The organism is Streptomyces sp. NBC_00539 (genome assembly GCF_036346105.1).
Taxonomy (GTDB): domain Bacteria; phylum Actinomycetota; class Actinomycetes; order Streptomycetales; family Streptomycetaceae; genus Streptomyces.
Genome location: NZ_CP107811.1, coordinates 1,771,750 through 1,791,525 on the forward strand (window position 1 = coordinate 1,771,750; position 19,776 = coordinate 1,791,525).

The 19,776-nt window shown below is 71.3% G+C and carries 13 protein-coding genes; 9 read left to right on the forward strand and 4 right to left on the reverse strand.

The features are described 5' to 3' along the window. Positions 1 to 6: 6 nt before the first annotated feature. The 3 genes from ngcE to OG861_RS07690 all read right to left on the reverse strand — a co-directional run bounded on the left by ngcE (position 7) and on the right by OG861_RS07690 (position 5,638). A complete protein-coding gene (gene ngcE, locus OG861_RS07680) occupies positions 7 to 1,455 on the reverse strand; it encodes an N-acetylglucosamine/diacetylchitobiose ABC transporter substrate-binding protein (protein WP_330261562.1) in 1,449 nt (482 codons plus the stop codon). A 312-nt stretch (positions 1,456 to 1,767) separates the two neighbouring features. Then, on the reverse strand, positions 1,768 to 4,482 hold the full coding sequence (acnA, locus tag OG861_RS07685; protein WP_329199204.1) for an aconitate hydratase AcnA: 2,715 nt from the start codon (positions 4,480 to 4,482) through the stop codon (positions 1,768 to 1,770). Between the two features lie 154 nt (positions 4,483 to 4,636). After that, positions 4,637 to 5,638 (reverse strand): LacI family DNA-binding transcriptional regulator, encoded by a 1,002-nt coding sequence (locus tag OG861_RS07690; protein WP_330261563.1) that lies wholly within the window; start codon positions 5,636 to 5,638, stop codon positions 4,637 to 4,639. A 235-nt stretch (positions 5,639 to 5,873) separates the two neighbouring features. Between OG861_RS07690 and OG861_RS07695 the strand changes: the two genes are divergently transcribed. The 8 genes from OG861_RS07695 (at position 5,874) to OG861_RS07730 (ending at position 15,846) form a co-directional block, all read left to right on the forward strand. Further along, a complete protein-coding gene (locus tag OG861_RS07695) occupies positions 5,874 to 7,769 on the forward strand; it encodes an amidohydrolase (protein WP_330261564.1) in 1,896 nt (631 codons plus the stop codon). A 173-nt stretch (positions 7,770 to 7,942) separates the two neighbouring features. Beyond that, positions 7,943 to 9,472: a helix-turn-helix domain-containing protein gene (locus OG861_RS07700; RefSeq protein WP_329199199.1), complete on the forward strand. Its 1,530-nt coding sequence runs from the start codon at positions 7,943 to 7,945 to the stop codon at positions 9,470 to 9,472. A gap of 123 nt (positions 9,473 to 9,595) precedes the next feature. After that, positions 9,596 to 12,097 (forward strand): DUF7638 domain-containing protein, encoded by a 2,502-nt coding sequence (locus OG861_RS07705; protein ID WP_330261565.1) that lies wholly within the window; start codon positions 9,596 to 9,598, stop codon positions 12,095 to 12,097. A gap of 241 nt (positions 12,098 to 12,338) precedes the next feature. Then, positions 12,339 to 12,980 (forward strand): class I SAM-dependent methyltransferase, encoded by a 642-nt coding sequence (locus tag OG861_RS07710; RefSeq protein WP_330261566.1) that lies wholly within the window; start codon positions 12,339 to 12,341, stop codon positions 12,978 to 12,980. Then, on the forward strand, positions 12,965 to 13,504 hold the full coding sequence (locus OG861_RS07715; protein WP_330261567.1) for a DUF6624 domain-containing protein: 540 nt from the start codon (positions 12,965 to 12,967) through the stop codon (positions 13,502 to 13,504). Before OG861_RS07710 ends, OG861_RS07715 begins: the two co-directional genes overlap by 16 nt. Then, positions 13,501 to 13,833, forward strand: coding sequence for a MazG-like family protein (locus tag OG861_RS07720; RefSeq protein ID WP_330261568.1), 333 nt, complete (start codon positions 13,501 to 13,503; stop codon positions 13,831 to 13,833). The genes OG861_RS07715 and OG861_RS07720 overlap by 4 nt, the downstream gene beginning before the upstream one ends. Beyond that, on the forward strand, positions 13,830 to 14,327 hold the full coding sequence (locus OG861_RS07725; RefSeq protein WP_330261569.1) for an NUDIX domain-containing protein: 498 nt from the start codon (positions 13,830 to 13,832) through the stop codon (positions 14,325 to 14,327). The genes OG861_RS07720 and OG861_RS07725 overlap by 4 nt, the downstream gene beginning before the upstream one ends. Before the next feature lie 106 nt (positions 14,328 to 14,433). Further along, on the forward strand, positions 14,434 to 15,846 hold the full coding sequence (locus tag OG861_RS07730; protein ID WP_330261570.1) for a cytochrome P450: 1,413 nt from the start codon (positions 14,434 to 14,436) through the stop codon (positions 15,844 to 15,846). A 136-nt stretch (positions 15,847 to 15,982) separates the two neighbouring features. Here OG861_RS07730 and OG861_RS07735 read toward each other — a convergent pair whose 3' ends face one another. Then, complete coding sequence (locus OG861_RS07735) at positions 15,983 to 17,521, reverse strand: MFS transporter (RefSeq protein WP_330261963.1); 1,539 nt, start codon at positions 17,519 to 17,521, stop codon at positions 15,983 to 15,985. 112 nt (positions 17,522 to 17,633) lie between these two features. Here OG861_RS07735 and OG861_RS07740 point away from each other — a divergent pair, with 112 nt between their 5' ends. After that, the gene (locus OG861_RS07740; RefSeq protein WP_330261571.1) at positions 17,634 to 19,685 is read left to right on the forward strand and encodes a S9 family peptidase; all 2,052 of its coding nucleotides are present in this window, start codon (positions 17,634 to 17,636) and stop codon (positions 19,683 to 19,685) included. The last annotated feature ends 91 nt before the right edge of the window (positions 19,686 to 19,776 follow it).

The following is a 19,776-nucleotide window of genomic DNA, read 5'->3' on the forward strand; positions in this document are numbered from 1 at the left end:
GTGACGTCAGCTGCGGCGGTTGTTCTTCGCGTTCGGGTCCTTGGCAGCCTTGTCTACCGCAGCCTGGGCCCGCTTGATCCATTCCTTGGGCTGGATCCGCTGGGCCATCAGCTCATTGGACGCGTTCTGGATCTCGGTGTCCATCTCGCTGTACCAGTCGGGGTACAGGTAGTTGAAGGTGTTGGTCCCGGCCGCCTTGACCGCCGCCACCGCGGACTGCGTGCCCGGGCGCAGCTTGACCCCGGGGTCCACGCCGTCCTTGACGACGGTGAGGGAGTTGGCCTGCTGGGCGAAGGTGGTCGACCATTCGCGTGACAGCATCGAGCGCAGGAACTCCAGGCCGCCGGCCTTGTTGGCGGCCTTCTCGGGGACGATGAAGGGCTCGCCCGCCCCGGCCCGGATGGCCTCGAAGGGCAGCTTGCTGTCGGCGAGCACCGGCACCGGCAGGAACTTCATGTCGAAGTCCTCCGGGGTCTGCTTGAGCTGCTCGTTCTCCAGCCAGGATCCGGAGGGGATGAAGGCGGCCTTGTACTGGTTCCAGGCGGTCTGGGACTCCGTGTGGGTGAGGCCGTTGGTGCCCGGCATCAGCAGGCCCTTCTCCACGACCTCGTACACCGCTTCGACCGCCGCGAGGGCGGCGGGGTTGCCCTCGAAGGCGTTCGGTTCGAGGTTGTCGATCGCCTTCATCGCGTCCAGGCCGCCCTTCTTGGCGATCAGGTCCATGATGACGACGTTGATGTAGTACGGGTACTTCCCCTGGTGGGCGAGGCCGCCGATGCCGGCTTCCTTGGCCTTCGTGCAGACGGCCAGGAACTCGTCCCAGGTCTTGGGCTCGCTCCAGCCCTTCTCCTTGAAGAGCTTGCCGGAGTACCAGAAGCCGAACACGGTGTAGACGTAGTACAGGGCGACGAACTTGCCGCCCTGGGTGCCCTGTTCGACGGTGCCCGGGATCAGCATGTCCCGCACCTTCTTGGACGGGTCGTCCAGCGAGGGCGCGTCGAGGACCTGGGTGAGGTCGGCGAGCTGGCCGCCCTTGGCGAGGACGTCGACCTTGATCTGCTGGGCGCCCGAGTCGTCGATGACGTCCGGCGGGTTGCCGCCGTTGAAGCGCGGCTGGAGCTTGCCGGTGATCTCCTGGGTGCCCAGGTGGGAGCTGGTGGTGCCCCACTTCTTGTCGAAGGCGGCTTCCCACGCCTTGGCGTAGTCGTCGCCGAAGCCGCCCTTGAAGACGACGACGTCCATCTTGCCGCCCTTGGGTACGCCGAAGGGGTTGTCCTTGGAGACGGCCCCCTTCGCGGGACCCTTCGTCGTGGTGTCGCCGCCGGAGGCGCAGGCGGAAAGGAAGCTCATCGTCGGGACGGCGATCAGGCCGAGTGCCGCGGAGCGCTTGATCAGGTCCCGGCGGCCGAGGCCCTCACCGGTGCTGTTCTCGCCGTGGGCGGAGGTGGATCCCATGCTCAAGTCCTCGCCTTCGTCAGGGGTGTGAAGGAGGAAGGAACACACGGCGGATGCCGTGCACGCGGCATCGCCGCAGGTCCCCACCGTCCCCCCGTCCGGGGCCGCTCATCTCGCGGTGGCCCGGACGGCCACAGGTATAGTCCACTTCCGCTCGGGTGAGCAAGATCGTGCACAAGTATCTGCCCCGGCTTTTCCGAGTTGAGACCTCACCGTCACCTGGCTGGCCGATACCCGACGGTCGGGACAAGCGGAAGGGCCGTACCCCCTTTCGGGGATACGGCCCTCGGGTGCCGCTCGGCGTCCGGGTGACTAGCCGCGGATCAGGTTGCGGAGCACGTACTGCATGATGCCGCCGTTGCGGTAGTAGTCCGCCTCACCGGGGGTGTCGATGCGCACGACCGCGTCGAACTCCACGCCGGTGTCGGTGGTCACCTTGACGGTGCGCGGGGTGGTGCCGTTGTTCAGCTCCTCCACGCCGGTGAAGGAGAAGGTCTCCTCGCCGGTGAGGCCCAGCGCGGCCGCCGAGGCGCCCTCGGGGAACTGCAGCGGGAGCACGCCCATGCCGATCAGGTTCGAGCGGTGGATGCGCTCGTAGGACTCGGCGATGACGGCCTTGACGCCGAGGAGCGCAGTGCCCTTGGCCGCCCAGTCACGGGACGAGCCCGAGCCGTACTCCTTGCCCGCCAGGATCACCAGCGGGACGCCGGCGGCCTGGTAGTTCTGCGAGGCGTCGTAGATGAAGGAGACCGGCGCGTCGGCCTGCGTGAAGTCGCGGGTGAAGCCGCCCTCGGTGCCCGGCGCGATCTGGTTGCGCAGGCGGATGTTGGCGAACGTACCGCGGATCATGACCTCGTGGTTGCCGCGGCGGGAACCGTAGGAGTTGAAGTCGCGGCGCTCGACACCGTGCTCCGTGAGGTACTTGCCGGCCGGGGTGTCGGCCTTGATCGCACCGGCCGGGGAGATGTGGTCGGTGGTGACCGAGTCGCCCAGCTTCGCCAGCACGCGGGCGCCGGCGATGTCGGAGACCGGGGTGGTCTCCATCGTCATGCCCTCGAAGTACGGGGGCTTGCGGACGTAGGTGGACTGCGGGTCCCACTCGAACGTGTTGCCGGTCGGGATGGACAGCGCCTGCCACTGGGCGTCGCCCGCGAAGACGTCCTGGTAGGACTTGTTGAACATGTCCTCGCCGATGGCGTTCGCCACGACGTCGTTGACCTCGGCCTCGGAGGGCCAGATGTCCTGGAGGTAGACCGGCTTGCCCTCGGTGTCGATGCCGATGGCGTCCTTGGTGATGTCCACCTTCATGGAGCCCGCGATGGCGTACGCGACGACCAGCGGCGGGGAGGCCAGGTAGTTCATCTTGACGTCGGGGTTGATGCGGCCCTCGAAGTTGCGGTTGCCCGAGAGCACCGAGGTGACCGCGAGGTCGGCCTCGTTGATCGCCTTCGAGATCTCCTCGTCCAGCGGACCGGAGTTGCCGATGCAGGTGGTGCAGCCGTAGCCGACCAGGTTGAAGCCCAGCTTGTCCAGGTACGGGGTCAGGCCGGCCTTGTCGAAGTAGTCGGTGACGACCTTCGAACCCGGGGCCAGGGTGGTCTTGACCCACGGCTTGCGGGTCAGGCCCTTCTCGGCCGCCTTCTTCGCCACGAGCGCCGCGGCGACCATGACGTAGGGGTTCGAGGTGTTGGTGCAGGAGGTGATCGCGGCGACGGTGACGGCGCCGTGGTCGATCTCGAACGAGGTGCCGTCGGCCAGCGTGACCAGGGTCGGCTTGGTCGGGATGCCGTCGGCGGAGGCCGGGGCGTCGGACGCCGGGAAGGACTCCTTGCCGGCCTCCTCGTCGTCGCTGACGTAGTTGCGCACGTCGACGGCGAACTGCTCGGCGGCGTTCGCGAGGACGATGCGGTCCTGCGGGCGCTTCGGGCCGGCGATGGAGGGGACGACCGTCGAGAGGTCGAGCTCGAGCTTCTCGGAGAAGTCGGGCTCGGCGGCCGGGTCCAGCCACAGGCCCTGCTCCTTGGCGTACGCCTCGACGAGCGCGACCTGCTGGGCGTCGCGGCCGGTCAGGCGCAGGTACTTCAGCGTCTCGTCGTCGATCGGGAAGATCGCGGCGGTCGAGCCGAACTCCGGCGACATGTTGCCGATGGTGGCGCGGTTCGCGAGGGAGGTGGCGGCGACGCCCTCACCGTAGAACTCGACGAACTTGCCGACGACGCCGTGCTTGCGCAGCATCTCGGTGATGGTCAGCACGAGGTCGGTGGCGGTGGTGCCGGTCGGCAGCTCGCCGGTCAGCTTGAAGCCCACGACGCGCGGGATCAGCATGGAGACCGGCTGGCCGAGCATCGCGGCCTCGGCCTCGATGCCGCCGACGCCCCAGCCCAGCACGCCCAGGCCGTTGACCATGGTGGTGTGCGAGTCGGTGCCGACGAGGGTGTCGGGGTAGGCCTGGCCGTTTCGGACCATGACCGTGCGGGCCAGGTGCTCGATGTTGACCTGGTGGACGATGCCGGTGCCCGGGGGGACGACCTTGAACTCGTCGAAGGCGGTCTGGCCCCAGCGCAGGAACTGGTAGCGCTCCTTGTTGCGGCCGTACTCCAGCTCCACGTTCTGGGCGAACGCGTCGTTCGTGCCGAACTTGTCGGCGATGACCGAGTGGTCGATGACCAGCTCGGCCGGGGCCAGCGGGTTGATCTTCGACGGGTCGCCGCCGAGGGCCTTCACGGCCTCGCGCATCGTGGCGAGGTCGACGACGCAGGGGACGCCGGTGAAGTCCTGCATGATCACGCGGGCCGGCGTGAACTGGATCTCCTCGCTGGGCTGCGCCTGCGAGTCCCAGTTGCCGAGGGACCGGATGTGGTCGGCGGTGATGTTCGCGCCGTCCTCGGTACGGAGCAGGTTCTCCAGCAGGACCTTCAGGCTGTAGGGAAGGCGGGCCGCGCCCTCGACCTTGTCCAGCCGGAAGATCTCGTACGACTCGTCGCCCACCTGCAGCGTGCTGCGGGCGTCGAAGCTGTTCGCCGACACGACAGTCTCCTTCATGCATGATTTCGCGCGTATAACCGCATCCTGCCGCCACGCCCCATGGCCAATCCGCTAAGGTCGGGCTAAGTTAGGTAACCCTTACCAGCGGGGGCGGCTGCGGTACGCCTTCGGCAGATATCTCGATGTCGAGATAACTCTAGTACATGTCCGGGGGAAGGGACGAGGTGCGCACCCTCAGCCCTGCCTCCACGGTCAGCTGGCCGGGCGATTCCGCTTGCCCGGATTCGATCAGCGCCACCAGCGCGGACACCGCCCGGACCGCGATCCGCTCCGGATCCAGGGTGACGGTGGTCACGGGCGGGTCATTGCGGGCGTACGCCGGATCCTCGCTGGCGCAGACCAGCAGCAGGTCGTGCGGCGTACGGATGCCGTGGCGCGCGGCGGCCGCCAGCGCCTGGCGGCCGCCGGGGTCGTAGACGCAGTAGACGGCGTCGGGCCGGGCGGGCCCGCCGAAGGCCCCGTCGAAGGCGTGACCTGCACCGTCGTCCGGATCGAAGGGAATCACCAGCGGGTCCGCACCGCGCTGCGCGCACCACTGTTCGTAGGCGGACGTGACGGCCCCGGTGTAGAACTCCCGCCCGTATCCGGAGTGCAGCGCGATGCGCCGGGCGCCGGAGGTCGCGAGGTGGTCGAGCACGTCTCGGGTCGTGCTCGCGTGGTCGTTGTCCACCCATGTGTCCGAGGGCCACGGGTCCGCCGGGCGGCCGTCGAAGACCAGCGGCATGCCGCGGGCCCGCAGGGCGCGCAGCACCGGGTCCCCGGCCGGGCTGTCGAGCAGCAGCATCCCGTCGACGGCGAGGGTGTGCCACAGCGGCTCGCCGCCCCGGTCCGCGGGCAGCGTCGTCAGGGCGTAGCCGTGGGCGTGCGCGGCGGAGGTCGCGGAGGTGAGCAGCCGGGAGAAGTAGGCGATCCCCGCGAAGTCCCAGGCGGAGCCGGCGTACGTGGTCACCGCGAGGCCGAGGGTGCGGGTGCGGGGGCCGCGCCGGGAGCCGTACCCGAGGCCGGCCGCCACCTCGCGGACGCGGCGGCGCGTGCCGTCGGCGAGGCGTCCGGTGCCGTTGAGGGCGTGGGAGACGGTCGCGGTGGAGACCTCCGCGGCGCGCGCGATGTCGGCGATGGTCGGTCCGGGGCCGGGCACGAGGCCATCGTACGGGCGGGGGTGCGGGCGGGGGCAGGGGTGCGGGCGGGGGCAGGGGTGCGGGCGGGCGCCTGCGGGGCGCGGGCCGGAGCGGGGGCGGCGCAGGTGTGGCGGGGCGCGGCGAGGGGGTGGCGGGGTGCGGAATCCGTCGCCCGGGGCGGGTTCCGGTTAACGGGTTAATCACCCAGTGTCCACGCCACGTACCGACTCCGCCCCACCGACGTCTGGAGTGGCCATGACCCCTTCCCCCCTGTCCCGGCGAGGACTCCTCGCGTCCGCCGGAGCCGCTTCGGCGGCCACGCTGCTGGGCGCGGGTACGGCTTCGGCCGCCGCCCCCGGCTCCTCCGGGGGCCGGGGCTCCGCCGCGCTGGTGTTCCACAACGCCCGGGTGTACACGGGCCGGTCGGGCGGCGCGCCGGTGGAGGCCGTCGCGGTGGGCCGGGACGGCAAGATCCTGGCCACCGGTTCGAGCGCCTCCGTACGCCGGCACGCGGGCCGGGACACCGAGGTGGTCGACGCCCGCGGCAACACCGTCATGAGCGGGATCCACGACGGGCACGTCCACCCGCTCGGCGCCGGCGAACGGTCCCTGCGCCCCTCGCTGGCGAGCGCGGAGACCACCGTGGCGGAACTCACCGCCCTGCTGACCGGGTTCCTCGCGGACACCGGCGGGGCGGCGGCGGAGCCCGACGGCTGGCTGGTCGTGGAGGACTGGAACCCGGTCGGGCTGCTGCCCTCGGGGACCAGCCCGCACCACACGATGCTGGACGCGCTGCCGACGCGGCGCCCCGTCGTCCTGGTCGGCGGTGACGGGCACAACCTCTGGGCCAACCAGCGGGCCCTCGACATCGCCGGGATCACGGCGGCCACCCCCGACCCGGTCGGCGGCAAGGTGGTCAAGGGGCCCGACGGGCAGCCGACGGGCGTGCTCAAGGACGACGCGCAGGCCCTGGTGAAGCGGCACGTCCCGGAGCCGTCCGCGGCCGACCTGGTGGCGGCCTGCGCGAAGGTGCTGGAGCTGGCGGCGGCTTCGGGGGTGACGACCATGATGGACGCACTGGTCGGCCGGCACGAGCTGGAGCTGTACCGGGCGCTGTCGGCGGCGGGGAAGCTGCCGCAGCGGATCGTGCCCGCCATCCGGCTGGAGGCGGAGCAGGCGAAGGACCCGGCGGCCTCGCTGGCGTACGCGCGGGGGCTGCGGCGGGAGTTCGAGGGGGTACGGGGGCTGCGGTTTGGGATGGTCAAGGTGTTCCTGGACGGGGTCATCGAGTACCCGGCGCAGACGGCGGCGCTGCTGGAGCCGTACCTGGACGGAGCGGGCAGACCGACCGCCAACCGGGGCGAGCTGTACACCTCGGCGGCGGACTACGGCCGGCTGACGGCGGCCTTCAACACGGCCGGCTGGCAGATGCACGCCCACGGCCTCGGCGACCGGGCGGTCCGTACCGCTTTGGACGGGTACGAGTACGCCAGTCGGGTGACGGGGCATCGGGACGCGCGCAATGCGATCGCCCATCTCCAGATAGTGGATCCGACCGACCTGCCCCGTTTCGCCCGGCTCGGTGTCGCCGTGTGCATGCAGCTCCAGTGGGCATCGCGCGACACCTGGACGATGGAGGCGCTGCTGCCCTACATCGGGCCCCGCCGCCACCGTTGGATGTACCCGGCACGGAGCATCGAGAAGGCGGGCGCGCGGCTCACGGGCGGCTCCGACTGGCCGGTGGACGTCCTGCAGGTGTGGAACCAGCTGCGGACGGCGATCGACCGGCAGGGCGCCTTCGGCGAGGGCGAGCTGTACCGGGAGCTGGAGGGCCTGAGCCGGGACTCGGCCCTGCGGATGCACACCTCGGGCACCGCCTGGCAGTTGCGCCAGGAGCAGCTGACCGGCACGGTGGAGACGGGCAAGGCCGCCGACCTGGTACTGCTGGACCGGGACGTGACCCGCTGCCCTGTGGCCGACATAAGCGACATGGGAGTACGTATGACCCTGGTCGGCGGGCGCGTCGTGCACGACACGGAGTCCGCGGCGGGCCGGGCGGCTTCGGCCCGAGCCGAACGGGCGCGGTCGGCCCCGCGCCCGGCGGCGTACGCGGCGGTCCACGGCGACCGGCACCACGCCTGCGGACACTGAGCGGGCCCGCGGACACCGGGCGGGCGGCGGCCGGGCCGCCGCCCGCCGGTTGACCCGGGGTCAGCCGGCCGGCCCCCCGCCCCGGCGCCGGTCGGCCCCCGCGCCACGGTGGGTAACACCCGTCCGCCACACCCCGTTCGGCCCCCATCTCATATCTGAGATACGGTGCACCCATGGCAGACGACTACCTCGTACGCATCGGCAAGCTCATCCGTGACGCCCGGCAGCACCGGGGCTGGACACAGAGTCAGCTTGCCGAAGCACTCGGCACCAGCCAGAGCGCCGTCAACCGGATCGAACGCGGCAACCAGAACATCAGCCTTGAGATGATCGCTCGCATCGGTGAAGCCCTCGACAGCGAAATCGTCTCTCTGGGCTACGCCGGACCCATGCACCTGCGGGTCGTCGGCGGCCGCCGTCTCTCCGGTGCCATCGACGTCAAGACGAGCAAGAACGCGTGCGTCGCACTCCTCTGCGCCTCGTTGCTCAACAAGGGCCGCACCGTGCTGCGGCGGGTCGCCCGCATCGAGGAGGTCTACCGCCTCCTCGAAGTCCTGAACTCCATCGGTGTGCGCACCCGCTGGATCAACGAAGGCGTGGACCTGGAGATCGTTCCTCCGGCCCGCCTCGACATGGACGCCATGGACGCGGACGCGGCCCGCCGGACGCGCAGCATCATCATGTTCCTGGGTCCGCTGCTGCACCGGATGGACCAGTTCCGGCTGCCGTACGCCGGCGGCTGCGACCTCGGGACCCGCACCATCGAGCCCCACATGATCGCCCTGCGCCGCTTCGGCCTGGAGATCACCGCGACCGAGGGCATCTACCACGCCCAGGTCGCCGCCGGAGTCTCCCCGGACCGCCCGATCGTCCTGACCGAGCGCGGGGACACGGTCACCGAGAACGCGCTGCTGGCCGCCGCCCGGCACGACGGTGTCTCCGTCATCCGCAACGCCTCCTCCAACTACATGGTCCAGGACCTCTGTTTCTTCCTGGAGACCCTGGGCGTCAAGGTCGAGGGCATCGGCACCACCACCCTCACCGTCCACGGCGTCCCCACCATCGACGTCGACGTGGACTACTCCCCCTCCGAGGACCCGGTCGAGGCGATGAGCCTGCTGGCCGCGGCAGTGGTCACCGAGTCCGAACTGACCATCCGCCGGGTGCCGATCGAGTTCATGGAGATCGAGCTGGCGGTCCTGGAGGAGATGGGCCTCGACCACGACCGCTCCGCGGAGTACACCGCCGACAACGGCCGCACCCGCCTGGTCGACCTGACGGTCCGCCCGTCGAAGCTCGAAGCCCCCATCGACAAGATCCACCCGATGCCGTTCCCCGGGCTGAACATCGACAACGTCCCGTTCTTCGCGGCCATCGCCGCCGCCGCCCAGGGCCAGACGCTGATCCACGACTGGGTGTACGACAACCGGGCCATCTACCTGACCGACCTCAACCGGCTCGGCGGCCGCCTCCAGCTCCTGGACCCCCACCGCGTCCTGGTCGAGGGACCCACCCGCTGGCGCGCGGCGGAAATGATGTGTCCCCCCGCCCTGCGCCCGGCGGTGGTCGTCCTCCTGGCCATGATGGCCGCCGAGGGCACCTCGGTCCTGCGCAACGTCTACGTCATCAACCGCGGCTACGAGGAACTGGCCGAACGCCTCAACTCGGTCGGCGCCCAGATCGAGATCTTCCGCGACATCTAGGTCCTGTCCGGGCCGCCCGGACGGGGCCCGGGGAGGCGGCGCCGGGGCGTATCCCGGCCGGCCGCAGGGGCGATCGGAGTAACCCCGGATGCACTGCCCGGGCGGGGCCGGGAACCTGGGTGCATGACCAGGCGCAGGGTGGTGGTGCAGGCACCCGACGAACGCGGTCTGCGCCAGGTCACCGTCGACGGCGCACCGGCGGGCAGCGCCTGGTCGCGGCGTGATCTGCGCAGGCAGCTGCGCCGCGCGGGGCTTCCGGGCGACACGGACCTGGAGGACCGGGCGGCCGTGTCCTGGCGCGGGGCGGACAGCAACTCCTGGCCCGACCACGCGGTCCGCCGGCGCGCCACGACCGCGCTGCTGGCCGCCGGGCTGCTCGTCTCCGCGCTCCTGCTCGCCGACATCGGCATCGTGGACGCGCTCGGGGGACTGACCTTCTCAGGACGTCTGACCGGAGTGCTGCTCGTGCTCGCGGGAGCCGTGCAGGCAGTCGCGGCGGCCTCGGCGTGTGACTTCTGGGGGAAGCGGACCCTGCGGTACTCGGGCGCGGTGGTGGTGGCGGGCGTGTTCATCGCGGTGGCGACCCAGGGCCTGCTGCTGGCCGTGTGGTTCCAGGAGAGGGAGTGGACGCCGTACCTACCGGTGTTCCTCGCCCTCTCGGCCTGGTCGCTGTGGGCGGCGTGGACGGTCTGGCGGGCACGGGCCTGGAAGGGGATCCCCTATCCGAAGAGCTTCACGGCGGGCGTGGCCGCCACCGTCCTGCTGGCCTCCGCCAATTTCGCCTACTCGGCGGTCTACCAGCCCCACGCGGCACTCGTCCACGTCAAGGTCGAGGCGACCTTCGGGACGCCGAAACCGGATCCGGAACTCCCCCTGACCTATCTTCCGGTGACGCTCCACGTGAAGAACGAGGGGGCCGTTCCCGGTTACATCGCCAACAGCATCTACTGGGTGTGGGGGCGGGAGTCCCGCTTCGACGCGAAGAAGACCGGGCTCGACCGGAGCGAATGGCGGGCGGACACCGAGGGCGGGGCCGACACGGAAGTCCACGTCGAGCCCACGGCGGCCCGGACCATCGACACCGGTTCCGTCATCCCGGAAGGCGCCTGGATGGCCGCGGGAACGGACTTCACCACCGAGCGGGTGGTCCAGATCCCCACGGACGCGCAGTACGACCTCGTCTCGACATACATGAGCGTCATCTTCGTGAGGGGGGACCGCGGAAAGATCGACCCGAAGTTCGTCAACCCGATCTTCTCGTGGCGTCAGAAGTCGGAGAGGTTCTTCGACTGCTCGGCCACCTCCTGCAACGAATACGTCCTGCACCATGGGAGGATCCGCCACAACAACAACATCATCAACGTGACGCGAAGGCCCCGTTACATCAGTTCGGCCCGCTGGTTCAACAAGACGACGAGCGGCATCACCTTCCTGATCTCCCCGTTCAACTCCAAGGGCCGCCTCTCGGCGGACGCCGAGGGCCCGGACCGCTACGGGGTCGACCAGTACGTCTCGGGCCTCAGGTCGATCCCCTACGCCTCGCTGCTGGACGTCAGGAGTTCCTCAATGCCGTCCCGCGACGGGGGGCCTCCCGTCTCGCGACGGACGGGTGTCCTCGGCGGCGGAGCCGACGGGCTCATCGACTGCTGGGGCCTGGTCACCCTCGACGAGTTCGAGCAGAAGCTGCGCTGCGGCTGGGTGGCCACCGACCTCCCGGAGGGCGCCGAGGCGTCGGCCCACGGCCTGGCCTCGCGGCGCTTCGGCGAGCCGCCTGCGGACGGACCGGCGACGCCGCACGCACCGGCGATCCACCTGTCCCACTCGTACCCGCGGCAGCGTGTCGAGGAACCCGGCGAGGTGGCGCTGCGCAGCGACTACCCCGCGCCCGTCGACATCAACAGCGTCACCTACTCGTCGGTCGCACAGCTTATTGGGCTCTGTCGGTCGCCGATCCCACGGCGCGATCCGCCATTGCAGTGGCGGATACCGCATACGCCGCCCGCAAGCTGGCGGCCGACGCCACGCTCCTCTACGACGATGCCGATTCCGCCTTCTGGGGCGACAGCGCCGGCCGCGGCCGCAACTGGACCGGCCGTCTCCTGGAACTCGTTCGCTCCGAACTGCACGCGCAGCGTGCCGCAATCGTGTGACGGAGGGCGCCTCACTCCTCGCCGGGCCGGCGTTCCGGCATGGGGAGGGGTCGGGCAGCATGGGGCCATGAGCCCAGATCCACCGGTGCCCCGTGAGGTGAAGGTCATCGATACGGCCTCACTGCTCAGGCTGGAGGAGCGGGCGGGTGAGCTCAGCCTCAACCAGCGGTTGGACCCGGGGTGGGTGAGGGCGAATGCGGCGCCCGACGGTGCCCACTACCTGTGGCCGGCCCTCTGGAACAGCACTCTCCTTCGCCCAGCCGTTCCGCAGCAACTACGGTGCGAGCTGTTGATCACGCTGCGCGCGGGAACCCATGTGATGAGCCTGCTGGACCTTCTCCCCGACGACTTCACCCCGCTGCCGCGGGTGACTTCCCGAGACGAAGGCATCCGGGTCAGCGGACTCCTAGACAGTGCTCCTACGGTCAGGGAATGGCTTCTGGGGGAAGGCGAAGGCTCCGCAGGCCGCCTGTGACGGGCGGCACTGGGATTGCGTCGAGTTGTTCGGCGAGCCGCAACGGCGCCGGAGTCTTGACCAGTAGTGGTCGGCTGGTCGGCTCGGCTCACGGCCTCGGGCAGCGCACCCGGTCCGGTGTTCCGGACCACCCCTCGTTCGGATGCTTCTTCGCCGATCGCCCTCTCACGGACCGCCCCGTGCCGCAGCCTGGCTGGCCGGACGCGGCGTCCGGCATGAGCGCGACACCGAGGAGCATCTCGTGAACGCCTACTGGGACACCTACGCCACCGGCTGGGGCGTCAACGACTGGCCCGACGAGACGAAGTTCAGGGGCTGGACGCAATACGCGGAGCACGGTCCCGGACCGGACTTCGCGGGCGCCCCGAAGACCGTGCTCGAACTGGGCTGCGGGGACGCGACGGAGCTCGCCTACTTCGCCCGGCAGGGCGCCGAAGCCACCGGTATCGACCTCGCCGGGGCGCACGTCGAGCGGGCGCGTGAACGGTGCGAGGGCCTGGACGCCCGGCTGTTCCAGCAGTCCGCCGCCGAGTTCCTGACGCACACCACCGAGGGGTTCGACGCGGTGATCTCCCGCTTCGGCGCCGTGTGGTTCGACGACCCCCGCCAACTGTTCCCCCTCATCCGGCGGCGGATGAACCCGGGCGGTGTCCTGCTGTTCACCCACGGGCCGGCGGTCGAGGGCTGCTACGGCCCGCAGGGCATCTATCCGGGAGCGCTGCGGGGGCGGCCGATCGCGGTCAAGCGGTGGTCCTACACGCCCCGGACGTACGAGGACATGCTCCGGCAAGCCGACTTCGCAGCAGTGGAGGCGCAGGTGTACCCGGCCCCCGACCCCGAGGACCTGGGGACGCTGATGGTCCGCGCGTGGGTGGCGCAGTGAACCGTCCCGACCTCGCCGCGGAGCTCCGTCGCCGCACCCGGAGCGACCAGCAGGCCCGCGACCATCTGACCCGGACCGGTGAGCCGGGCGGCCTGTTGCGGATCGACGCCGACAACACGGCCTGGCTCAAGGCCGTGGTCGCCGAGCACGGCTGGCCCGGGCGGGAGCTCGTCGGCGACCAAGGGGCCGACGACGCGTGGCTCCTCGTTCAGCACGCCGACCGCGATCCCGGATTCCAGCACGAGGCCCTGGAACTGCTCACGGGCGCCGTCGAAGCCGCAGACGCCCCGCCCCGGCACCTCGCCTACCTCACCGACCGGGTCCTCATCGCCCGGGGCCGGCCCCAGCTCTACGGGACCCAGTACACCGGTGACGACACGAGCAGCCTGCGGCCGCAGCCCGTCCATGAGCCGGAACGTCTGGACGAGCGGCGGGCAGCGATGGGGCTGGAGCCGGCCGCCGCGTACGACGAACGCATCCGGCGCGCCTACGGTCCCGCGACCGACAAGGAGACCACCGCATGACCGAGCCGTGGACCACCATCACCGCCCTCGCCCACCGCTTCGACGCGGTCGACGCCGCACTGGGCATGCAGCCCGAGGAGAGTCACACGCTCCAGATCCTCAAGATCGGCGAGGAGTTCGGCGAGGCGGCCCAGGCCGTGATCGGCGTCAAGGGGACCAATCCCCGGAAGGGGAACTCGCACACGTGGGACGACGTGCACGACGAGGTGGCCGACGTCGTCATCACCGCGATGGTGGCCCTCGCCCGGATGCGGCCCGACGCCGCCGGGTACTTCACCCGTCAACTGCGGCTCAAGGCCGCCAAGTTCCTGCCGGAGGACTGCGCATGACCGTGACGCCGCCCGGATGGCTGCCGCCCGAGGAGTACGTGGAGACCATCGCCCGCGCGACCTCGTACGCCTGCCTCTACTTCACCGACACCCGCGGCCGGCCCGTCCAGCTCCGGGCCACGTACGGCGCCGAGGTGTGGCAGTGGCCCGGCGGCAACATGGACCGCTGGGAAAGCCCCTGGGAGTGCGCGGTGCGCGAGTGTCTCGAAGAGACCGGCATCATCTTCGAGGGCGAGCAGAAGCTGCTCGCCTCACACTTCATCGGGCACCGCGGCAGGGAATGGCCGGCGAACCGCATCGGCTTCTGCTTCGACGGCGGCACGCTCTGCGACGAGCAGATCGAGAGCATCGTCCTCGACCCGAGAGAGCACACCGAGGTCCAGGTCCACACCATGGCCGGATGGGCGCGCATGATGACCGCGCGGGACTTCGCCCTCCTGGAAGCCGTCGACACCGCCCGCCGTACGGGCACCGTCACCTACCTGGAGGGCTGACGCAGCACGTGACCCGGGCGGGGGCGGGAATCAGCCGGTAGGAGGAGGCGGGCCGGCGGGGAGAGGGGCAGAATCGGGGGTTCGGGACGACGTCTGGGGGGCGGCCATGGCAGTGGACAGTACGACGGGGACACGCGCGGGTACGGAGGTCCCGGTGCTGGCCGGGGCGCCGTTGCTCGGGTCGTTGTTCGACCTGACCTCGGATTCGCTCGGTACCTACTTGCGCGCCCAGCAGCGCCACGGTGACGTCGTGCGCGTCAGCGCCGGGCCGCCCGGGCTGCGTACCGAGCTGTACTGCGTCTTCTCCGCGGAGGGCGCGCAGCAGGTCCTGGCATCGGAATCAGCCAACTTCCGCAAGGACAACCCCTTCTACCAGGAGATCCGGGAGTCCCTCGGCAACGGCCTGCTGACAAGTCAGGACGAGGAGTACCTGCGCCAGCGCCGTCTGGTCCAGCCGCTGTTCACCCGCCGCCGGGTGGACGGTTACGCGAGCGCCGTCGTCTCCGAGACCCGGGCGACGCTCGACGCCTGGGGCAAGGCCGCGGACGGGATCGTCGACGTCTCCGACGAGATGATGCACCTCGCCCTGCGCGCGGTGGCCCGCATCCTGTTCGGCACCGATGTGGACGCGACCGTAGACGTCATCGACCGGTCGTTCCCCGTCATCACGGAGTACGTGCTGCGGCGCGGCTACTCCCCCGCCAACATCCCGCGCGGCTGGCCCACCCCGGGCAACCGGCGGGCGGCGGCCGCGATGGAGGAGCTGTACGCGGTCTGCGACCGGATCATCGCCGAGCGCCGCGACGGCGGGGACGGCCGAGGTGGTGACGGAGGCGCGGTCGGTGAGGATCTGCTGACGCTGCTCGCCGCCGCGCAGAGCGCGGACGACGCCGCGTTCGACGCCACCGAGCTGCGCGACCAGGTGCTGATCTTCCTGCTCGCCGGTCACGAGACGACCGCCACCTCCCTCGCCTTCACCCTGCACCTGCTGGCGCGCCACCCCGAGCACCAGCGTCGGGCCCACGAGGAGATCTCCCGGGTGCTGGGCGACCGGGAGCCCGAGGCCGCCGACCTCGACCGGCTGCCGTACCTCACGCAGGTGCTCAAGGAGGCGATGCGGCTCTATCCCGCGGCCCCGGTGATCGGCCGCCGCGCCGTCGCCGCGAGCCAGGTCGGCGGCCTCACCGTCCCGGCCGGCGCCAACGTGATCCTCGCGCCCTGGGTCACGCACCGCCACCCCGCCTACTGGCCCGACGCCGACCGTTTCGACCCGGAGCGGTTCACCCCCGAGGCGGAGGCCGCCCGGCCCCGTTACGCCTGGTTCCCCTTCGGCGGCGGCCCGCGCGCCTGCATCGGCCAGCACTTCTCCATGCTGGAGTCGGTGATCGCGCTCGCCGTGATGCTGCGGGAGTACGAGTTCGAGGCCGTGGACCAGGAGATCCCGGTCGGCGTCGGCATCACCCTGCGCGCCGACGGCCCGGCCCGCTGCCGGCTGCGCCGACGGACGCAAGCGGGTTAGGCCGGGCGCTCTCCGGGGCCCGAGGAGACCCCCCGGACGGGGCCAGCGGTACACCGCGTCCGCGGGCGCGCGCTGCCCGGCGGTACACCGCGTCCGCCGGCGCGCGCCGGCCCGGCCGCGGATGACGGGGCGGCCCTCAGACCGCCGCAGGAGTGGTGTGGTGGCCCTGGAGGCGCGCCAGGTCCGAGGGCCGGACCTGGATGACCACCAGGGCGATCACCGCGGCCATCAGGGCGAACGCGGCCGCCACGATGAAGGCCGAGCTCACCCCGGACGCCAGCACCTGATCGCCCCAGGGGTCGGGGAGTTGGCCGGTGCGCAGGAACATGGCCCGCTGGCCGGGGTCGGCGGTGGCGAGGAAGGCCGGGACCTGGGTGTGGGCCTCGTTGCGGCTGGCGGTACCGAAGACGGTGACCAGGATGGACAGGCCGAGCGAACCGCCCACCTGCTGCATGGTGTTGAGGAGTCCGGAAGCCGCGCCCGACTCCCGCGGGGGCACGTTGGACAGGGCCATCAGCGTCAGCGAGACGAACTGCATGCCCATGCCGAGGCCGAAGATGAGCATCGGACCCAGGATGCTGCCGAGGTACGTCGAGTGGACGTCGGTCTGCGTCAGCCAGGCCAGCCCCGCCGCCGAGCAGAGCGCGCCGCCCACCATGAACGGTTTGGGCCCGAGCTTGGGAAGGAGCTGGGAGGCGAGGCCCGCGCCCATCCCGATGACGATGCTGACCGGCAGGAACGCGAGGCCCGCGCGCAGGGGGCTGAATCCCAGCACGTTCTGCACGAACAGGGTCAGGAAGAAGAACATGCCGAACATCGCGCAGGCGAGGAAGAGCATGATGCCGTAGGTCCCGGCGCGGTTGCGGTCGGCGAACATGTGCAGCGGCGTGATCGGCTGGGGCGAGCGCCGTTCGTTGATGACGAACAGGGTCAGCAGGACCACGGCGGCTCCGAAGGAGCCGAGGGTCAGCGCGTCGCGCCAGCCTTCCTGGGACGCGCGGATGAACCCGTAGACGAGGGCGACCATGCCGGTGGTGCACAACAGCGCGCCCGCGAAGTCGAAGTGTCCGGGGTGGCGTTCGGACTCCTTGATGACCCTGACGGCCATCAGGGCGATGGCCACCGCGATCGGGACGTTGACGAAGAACACCCAGCGCCAGTCGAGCCATTCGACGAGGACACCGCCGGCCAGCAGGCCGATCGCGCCGCCGCCCGCCGAGACGGCGGCGAACACGCCGAAGGCCCGGTTGCGGGCGGGTCCTTCACGGAAGGTGGTGGTGATCAGTGCGAGCGCGGTCGGTGAGGCGATGGCGCCGCCCATGCCCTGGAGCGCGCGGGCGCCCATCAACTGGCCCTCGTTCTGGGCGAGTCCACCTAGCAGCGAGGCGAGACCGAAGAGCAGCACGCCGAAGATGAAGACGCGTTTGCGGCCGAGGATGTCGCCCGTGCGGCCGCCGAGGAGCAGCAGGCCGCCGAAGGTGAGGGTGTAGGCGTTGACGACCCAGGACAGGCTCTCGGTGGAAAAGCCGAGCGCGGTCTGGATGTGCGGCAGCGCGATGTTCACGATGGTGATGTCGAGGACCACCATGAGCTGGCAGCAGGCGATGACGAACAGGGCGAGGCCGTGCCCCTCGCCTTCCCGGACCTTGCCGTCGGTCCCCGTGCTGGTCGGCAACGTATTCCCGTCCACCCCTCCGACGCTAAACCCGCCCCTGGGGCCACACCACTCGAATGGCCTAACGTTCGACCGCTATACGGTGTGATATTTCACATGGCAGACTGCGATCATGGACGATTTCCTCAGGCTCTCCGCGGCCACCGGCCGGTTCACGTACGGCGCCCCGCGCGCCTTCTCCTTCGGTGACGACGGCCGGCTCCTCTGGTTCCTGCGCTCGACCGGCCCCACCGACCCCCTCGACTCCCTCTGGGTCCTCGACACCGCCTCCGGCGCCGAGACCCGCCTCGCCGACCCCCGGACCCTGCCGGCCGGCACCCTCCCCACCGCCGAACGCCGGCTGCGCGAGCGGATCCGGCTCGTCGCCGCCGGCATCGGCTCGTACGCCCTCTCCGGCGACGGCCGCCGCGCCGTGTTCGCGCTGCACGGGCGGCTGTACGAGGTCACCTCCGACGGCGCCGCCCCGCCCAGGGAACTCCCCGCCGCCGGACCCGCGATGGACCCGCGCCCCAACGCGGACGGCTCGCGCGTCGCGTACGTCACCGACGACGCCCTCCACACCGTGCCCGGCGGCCGGGTCAGCCCCGACGACGGGGCCCGTTGGGGCGTCGCCGAGTTCGCGGCCGCCGAGGAGCTCAGCCGCGACCGCGGGCACTGGTGGTCCCCGGACGGCGAGACCCTGCTCGCCGCCCGCGTCGACGAGTCCGCCCTCGGGCGGCGCTGGATCGGCGACCCGGCGCACCCGGAGCTCCCGGTGGAGGACTTCGCGTACCCGCAGGCCGGGGGCCCCAACGCGGACGTGCAGCTGTGGGTACTCGGGCCGGACGGGCACCGGGTTCGGCTCGACTGGGACGCCGGGACCTACCCCTACGTCTCGGACGCCGCCTGGGAGTCGGCCGGGGAGGTCCTGCTGACCGTCCAGGACCGGCTCCAGCAGACCGTGCTGCTGCTCGGCGCCGACCCGCTGACCGGGGCGACCCGTGAACTGTCGCGCACCACGCACCCCCAGTGGGTGGACCCCCTGCCCGGGACCCCGGCGCGGCTCCCGGACGGGCGGATGCTCACCGCCGCCGACACCCCGGGCGGGGCCGCGCGCGCCCTCGCGCTCGACGGGAAGCTCCTGACCGGCGACGGCGTCCAGGTCCGCCGCGTGGCCGGGCTCCACGACGGCCGGCTGCTGATCGAGGCCGGACAGCGCGACCCCGCCGAGCAGCAGGTGCTGCTCCTCGACCCCGGAACCGGGGAGCTGACCGCGCTCGCCGACGGGCCGGGGGTGCACACCGTGCTCGCCTCGTCCGGGGCGCTGCTGCTGACCAGCGCCGGCGCCGACGGGATACGCCGTAGCGTGCGCACCGCCGACGGGCGCGAGTTCAGCCCCGCCGACCTGGCCGAACCGCTGCCCCACCGGGTGGTGCCGGTGCTGGAGCGGGTCACCGAGCGCCGTCTCCCCACCGCGCTGGTGCTGCCGCGCGGGCACGTCCCCGGCACCCGGCTCCCGGTGCTGGTGGACGGCTACGGCGGCCCCGGCTTCCAGGACGTCTCGGCGGAACCGCGGCGCTGGCAGCACCGCCAGTGGTGGGCCGACCAGGGCTTCGCGGTGGTCACCATCGACAACCGGGGCACCCCGTACGTCTCCCCCGCCCATACCCACGCCATGTACCGGGGTTTCTCCGAGGTCACCCTGGAGGACCAGGCGGCGGCCCTTGAGGCGCTCGGCGCCCGCCACCGGGACCTCGACCTCACCCGGGTCGGGGTGCGCGGCTGGTCGTACGGCGGCTACCTCGCGGCCCTCGCCGTGCTGCGCCGCCCGGACCTCTTCCACGCGGCCGCCGCCGGAGCCGCGCCGACCGACTTCCGCCACTACGACACCGCGTACACCGAGCGCTACCTCGGTCTTCCCCAGGAGCACGCGCAGGTGTACGAGCGGGACTCGCTGATTGCGGACGCGCCCCGGCTGACCCGGCCCCTGCTGCTCATCACGGGCCTGGCCGACGACAACGTCCACCCGTCCCACACCCTGCGCCTGTCCCGGGCCCTGACGGACGCGGGCCGCCCGCACCGGCTGCTGGCACTGCCCGGGGTCACCCACATGACGCCGGGCGGCACGAGGGAGAAGGTCATGCTCCAGGAACTGGACTTCTTCCGGCGTGAGTTGCGCCTCTGAGACCGCGAGGCCCGACGGGGGGATCAGGCCCAGGGGACGAGTGAGGGGCCCCGGAGCCGATCGTGTCGGCTCCGGGGCCCCTCTTCTCCCC